Origin of the sequence: Acinetobacter sp. YH12218, from assembly GCF_013417925.1 — a bacterium.
Classification (GTDB): domain Bacteria; phylum Pseudomonadota; class Gammaproteobacteria; order Pseudomonadales; family Moraxellaceae; genus Acinetobacter; species Acinetobacter amyesii.
On record NZ_VPDB01000119.1, the window covers coordinates 1 to 4,751 of the forward strand.

Below are 4,751 nucleotides of genomic sequence, written 5' to 3' on the forward strand. Positions count from 1 at the left end.
CTGTATGGCGAGTTGTTGTAGTTCGCCTAAAGTTAGGGTTTTACCTTCGTAATCGACCACCAGTGCATGCAATACTTCTCTGCTTAAGCTTTGATTACCAGTAATTTGAATTTTCTCAACGCGTATCCGTTCATCACTTGCCAAAGCTGGTGGTACAGTTGTCGCTGACTCTAACTCAATCGCTGCTTGGGGCTGATACGGTATCATTTGCTGCTGTTGTAATAGTTGCCCAGCATTAGGAACAACATCTGCCCATACACTCAGACTAATACAAGACAACATGCTTGCGAGTACGGTTTTTTGCATTGTTTGCATGATTAGTTGCTCCCCAATGTTTGAATATTTTCTAAATTAATCCCTTGCCCTTCGACTTCTATTTCAACCTGTTCAAAGGCTTTAGGTTTTTGTTGTACAGGCTGCGTACGGATTGCACGCTGATATGGGTTACCCCAGATAGGTTTTGCCTGAATGCTAAGCACCCCGTCGACAAAGGTCAGTTCGTAGTTATCGTCGCTGCCTGTTACCTTGTTGGCATAATTTCCAACCTCTTGCGCTGTCACAGAAGCCGATACATTGCTAAGTACAGCTTCATCTTCGCCTGCAACTAACCCACTTGCTGTAAAGCCTGTCACCGTTTGGTCTTTGCCGTTATAAACCGTGTTTAAACTATTGGCGGTCACCGTGGCTTTGGCTTTAGCAATCTCCAATGCACCATCAACAAAGGTGATGTCATAGTTGCTATCGGTGCCTGATGCGGTATGGCTATAGCTACCGGCATTTTTACCCTGACCGCCTGTAGTGCTGATGCCAGTTAAGACGGATTCATCTTCACCACCAACCAAGCCTGTTGCACTAAAGCCTGTCACCGTTTGATTTTGTCCGTTATAAACTGTGTTTAAACTATTGGCGGTAACGATTGCTTGCGCTTTACTAATATCAGCAGTATCGGTTGCTGTAGTTGCAGCTAGAACATAGTTCCCTGCATCTGCTCCTGATAAAGTTAAGCCATTCACTATCACAGTTTTATTACTTCCAGCATTTTTATCGCTAAATGTCGCTGGATTGCCTGTAATGTTTAAAAAATCACCTGATACACGATTATCACCATAAATTACTGCCGCCGAACTATTGCCATCATAGACTTTGTTTTGGGCATTGATGGTTGCGGTTAAGGTCCGTGGGGTAATCGCAAAATCCGCCCCTGTATAGCTAATGTCATAGTTACTGGTGGCAAGTAAGCTTCCTTGGTTAATCGCATAATTCCCCACATTTTTCCCTGCCGCACGCTCCAAAGCACCTGTTAATAAACTATTATCATCAGAGAATTTCCAACCTGATACAGCATAACCTAATGTCGGGTCGGTATCGCCATAGACTTTATGTTGTCCTGCATCGGCAGTAATGGTTAAAGTCGCTGGGGTAATTTCAAATTGCGGCGATGCACTGTTATAGGCAATGGTATAGTTGCCTCCTGCGGCAACTGTGCCTTTATTCATGGCATACAAACCTGCATTTTCGCCACTAGCACGCTCCAAAGCACCTGTTAACAAACTATTATCATCAGAGAGTTTCCAACCTGATACAGCATAACCTAATGTCGGGTCGGTATCGCCATAGACTTTATGTTGTCCTGCATCGGCAGTAATGGTTAATGTCGCTGGATTAATGGTTAAAGCTGTTGTATTCGCTGCATTTTGTACAAAAACATAATTGCCATTATTTGCAGTTAAACCACTAGCCGCTATCGCATATTGACCCACATGACTTGTTGCGGTTGCTGTAGTTGAAAATGATGCCGTTCCTGTCGTCGCATTCGCCAAATTTTCACCATTGACAAAACCTGTCACTGTTCCTGTTAATCCAGTGATTGCATCGCCATAGATGGAGGTTGCTGCATTGGCAGTAATGGTTAAAGTCGCTGGATCAATCGTTAAACTCGCACTTCCTCCAATCAAATCATAGCCTTGTTGATTGGAATACAGACCGATATTATATGTACCGACATTTTTAGAGCTGCTTTGTCCTGCAAAGATTTTACTATTATCCAAGCCTGCAAGCGATATACTGCTTAAATCTACCCCTTGCGTTTGACCATTATAGGTTTTGTTTTGGTTCGCTAGTGAATCCAGCGTTGCCTGAGTTAAGAACGAACGTAATAACGGTGCGGTATTACCCTCATAGATTCGCCAGACTTTGCCTGTTCCACCTTGTCCGTCTATATCGAAACCGACAAAACTAGCCCCTTGTTTCATTTGAGCGGTGCTTAAGCCTTGCACCTGCGTCAGTGTACCCGTTGCATCGCCCACCGCAGCACCTTGTCCTGTGGTATCCTTATTCCAATAGCTATTCTTAATCGTCCCACCAGTCCGACCGACTAGCCCACCTTGCTCAGTTCCAGTACTAATGCTCACTTGACCTGTTGCATAGCTGTTTTCTACTGTAGAACTATCATTATTACCTAAAAGCCCACCTGCAATATCAACACCTGTCACCTTACCTGTGGCATAGCTATTTAATATCGTAGAATTACCATAATTATTTCCCGATAAGCCACCTGCCTGACTATTTGTACCTTGTGCCGTGACATCACCTGTGGCATAGCTATTTTCAATACGAGAACCACTTGAGTTCGCACCTGTTAGACCGCCAGCAAAAGAATTTGCTATCACTTGGGCAGTCGCATAACTAGAGTGAATCGTAGCGTTGTTATAATTCCTCCCCACCAAGCCACCGACAAAAGAATGTCCTGTAATTGAGCCACCCATTATCCCCACATTTTGAATGGTTGCCCCATTGCTATAACCAAATAAGCCAATATAACTCTGTGATGGTCGGTTAATATATAGATTCGAAATGGTGTGATTTAAACCATCAAACTTGCCTTTAAATTCATCTACTAAAGTTCCAATTGGACTAAAGCCTTGCCCAGCATTCCAACCCGATGTTGCCGTTGCATCGATATCTGCACCGAGTACATAGTTGTCAGTTAAGCCGCCATTAATCCCTTGTAAATCTGTACCTGTGGTCGAACCTGCTGCACCTAAGTCGGTAATCACAGTATAATTTATCGGTGCGTTTGCACCTTTTTGGGTACTAAAGTTCTGCCCTGCTTTTAGATTTACTCTTGCACCATTGTTTAAATAATAGTTGGCGTTGATATTGCTGGTAGTTTGCCCATATTGTAGGTTTAATTTGCCGTTATTATTGGTTGCAGTGATATTGGCATTGATATTGATGTCGTTATCCGCACGTAGTGTCAGTGCTGTATTGGCATTCCACGTTACATCAGCATTGACATTGATATTGCCTGCCTGTGTGCCTGCCCCTGCGGTGGTGACGGTAATATTATTACTCGCTAAAGCACTGTTTAATGTACCTACATTGATAATGCTGTCATTTTGGCTTGGGGTGAATGTGTTGCCTGCATTATTATTGCCAGCTTGTGCTTGGTTAGAAATCGTTACATTAAAGGGGTCAATCAACCATTCACCTGTTTTGCCACCGTCGGAACGTGTCGAAACTTGGGTACTATCCGCAATCTGTACATTTGCGGCTGAGGTTTCAATAAACCCGCCATCTTGACCATTTTTGCCTTCAGCTTTAAGCGTGCCACTCACGGTGGTTGTGCCCGTTTGCATATCACCCAATAGAATGATTTCACCTTTGGCATTTTTTTCTAAGCGATTGGCTTCGATAATCCCTGTATGATTCACCACCGTTTTACTCAAGCTATTTTTGGCTTGGGCAGTTAAATAGACCGCTCCATTATCGGCTTGGATGGCACCGCCATTTTCCACCAAACCCTGTAACGTGCCTAAATCAATCTGATATTCGACTAAACTGCCATCTTGCAGCTGTAAAGTCACTTGATCGGCTGCGGTTAAATGCACCACACCATTATTGGCTTGAATCGTGCCGTGATTTTTGACCGTTGGCGCAATCAACGCCACCACACCGCCACCCGCAATAATCGAACCGTAGTTTTCTACACTGCCTACATTGCCCTGATTTTCAAGACTGTTTTTTAGGGTGAATTTGCCCTGTGCAATATCGCTGTCGGAAAGATTTAAAGTTGAGGCAACAATTCCACCGACATTCACCTGTGCGGTTTTGGAAAAAATCACTCCGTTTGGATTAAGTAAGAATACCTGACCATTGGCATTCAATTTACCCATGATTTGACTGGCGTTATTGTCCAGCACCCGATTGACAGCAATCGAAGATTGATTCGGTTGGTTAAAATTCACTGTGGCATCTTTGCCAATGTTAAAAGTATTCCAATTTGTCGAGAGATTTTGGCTATTTTGGTTGATATTTAGGCTATTATTATTTTGGCTGATTTGTGCCGAACCTTGCGTTATATTTGCTCCTGTAGGTAATGCAGTATTGGCAACCCCAGCCCATGTTGCATTGGCAACTAAAGCCATACTGAGACTTAGACTACACAATAACCACTGCGGACACGCGGATACGTTTTGGGTTTTGTGTAATGGACGAGATAAATGCGTGCCAACTGTTGTTCCTTTGGCAGCACTTTTGGCATGTTCAGACACCACAACCATCTGCCCTAGTGCCTTATTCCATACGATTTTATAAATTTTGTTCATCACACATCCCCAAAACCTGTGTTTTTGTAAAGTTATGTGCTATTAGATACACATTACTTGACTTTGCAATACCTGAAATCAAGTATTTTTTAGGAATTACTGTATATAGTTAATATGGTTCCGTTAATTAGACCACTCAATTCA

The 4,751-nt window shown here is 43.1% G+C and carries 2 protein-coding genes; both read right to left on the reverse strand.

From position 1 onward, the window contains the following. Positions 1-315 (reverse strand): POTRA domain-containing protein (locus FTV03_RS16950; protein ID WP_373687969.1); only part of this gene is annotated, 315 nt, incomplete at its 3' end. A 2-nt stretch (positions 316-317) separates the two neighbouring features. Then, positions 318-4,607, reverse strand: coding sequence for an MBG domain-containing protein (locus FTV03_RS16955; protein ID WP_180042336.1), 4,290 nt, complete (start codon positions 4,605-4,607; stop codon positions 318-320). Positions 4,608-4,751: the final 144 nt, after the last annotated feature.

What these genes read in the sequence shown, in the direction of transcription:
- FTV03_RS16955 (WP_180042336.1), bottom strand. Translation starts at nt 4,607, where the DNA reads ATGAACAAAATTTATAAAATCGTATGGAATAAGGCACTAGGGCAGATG.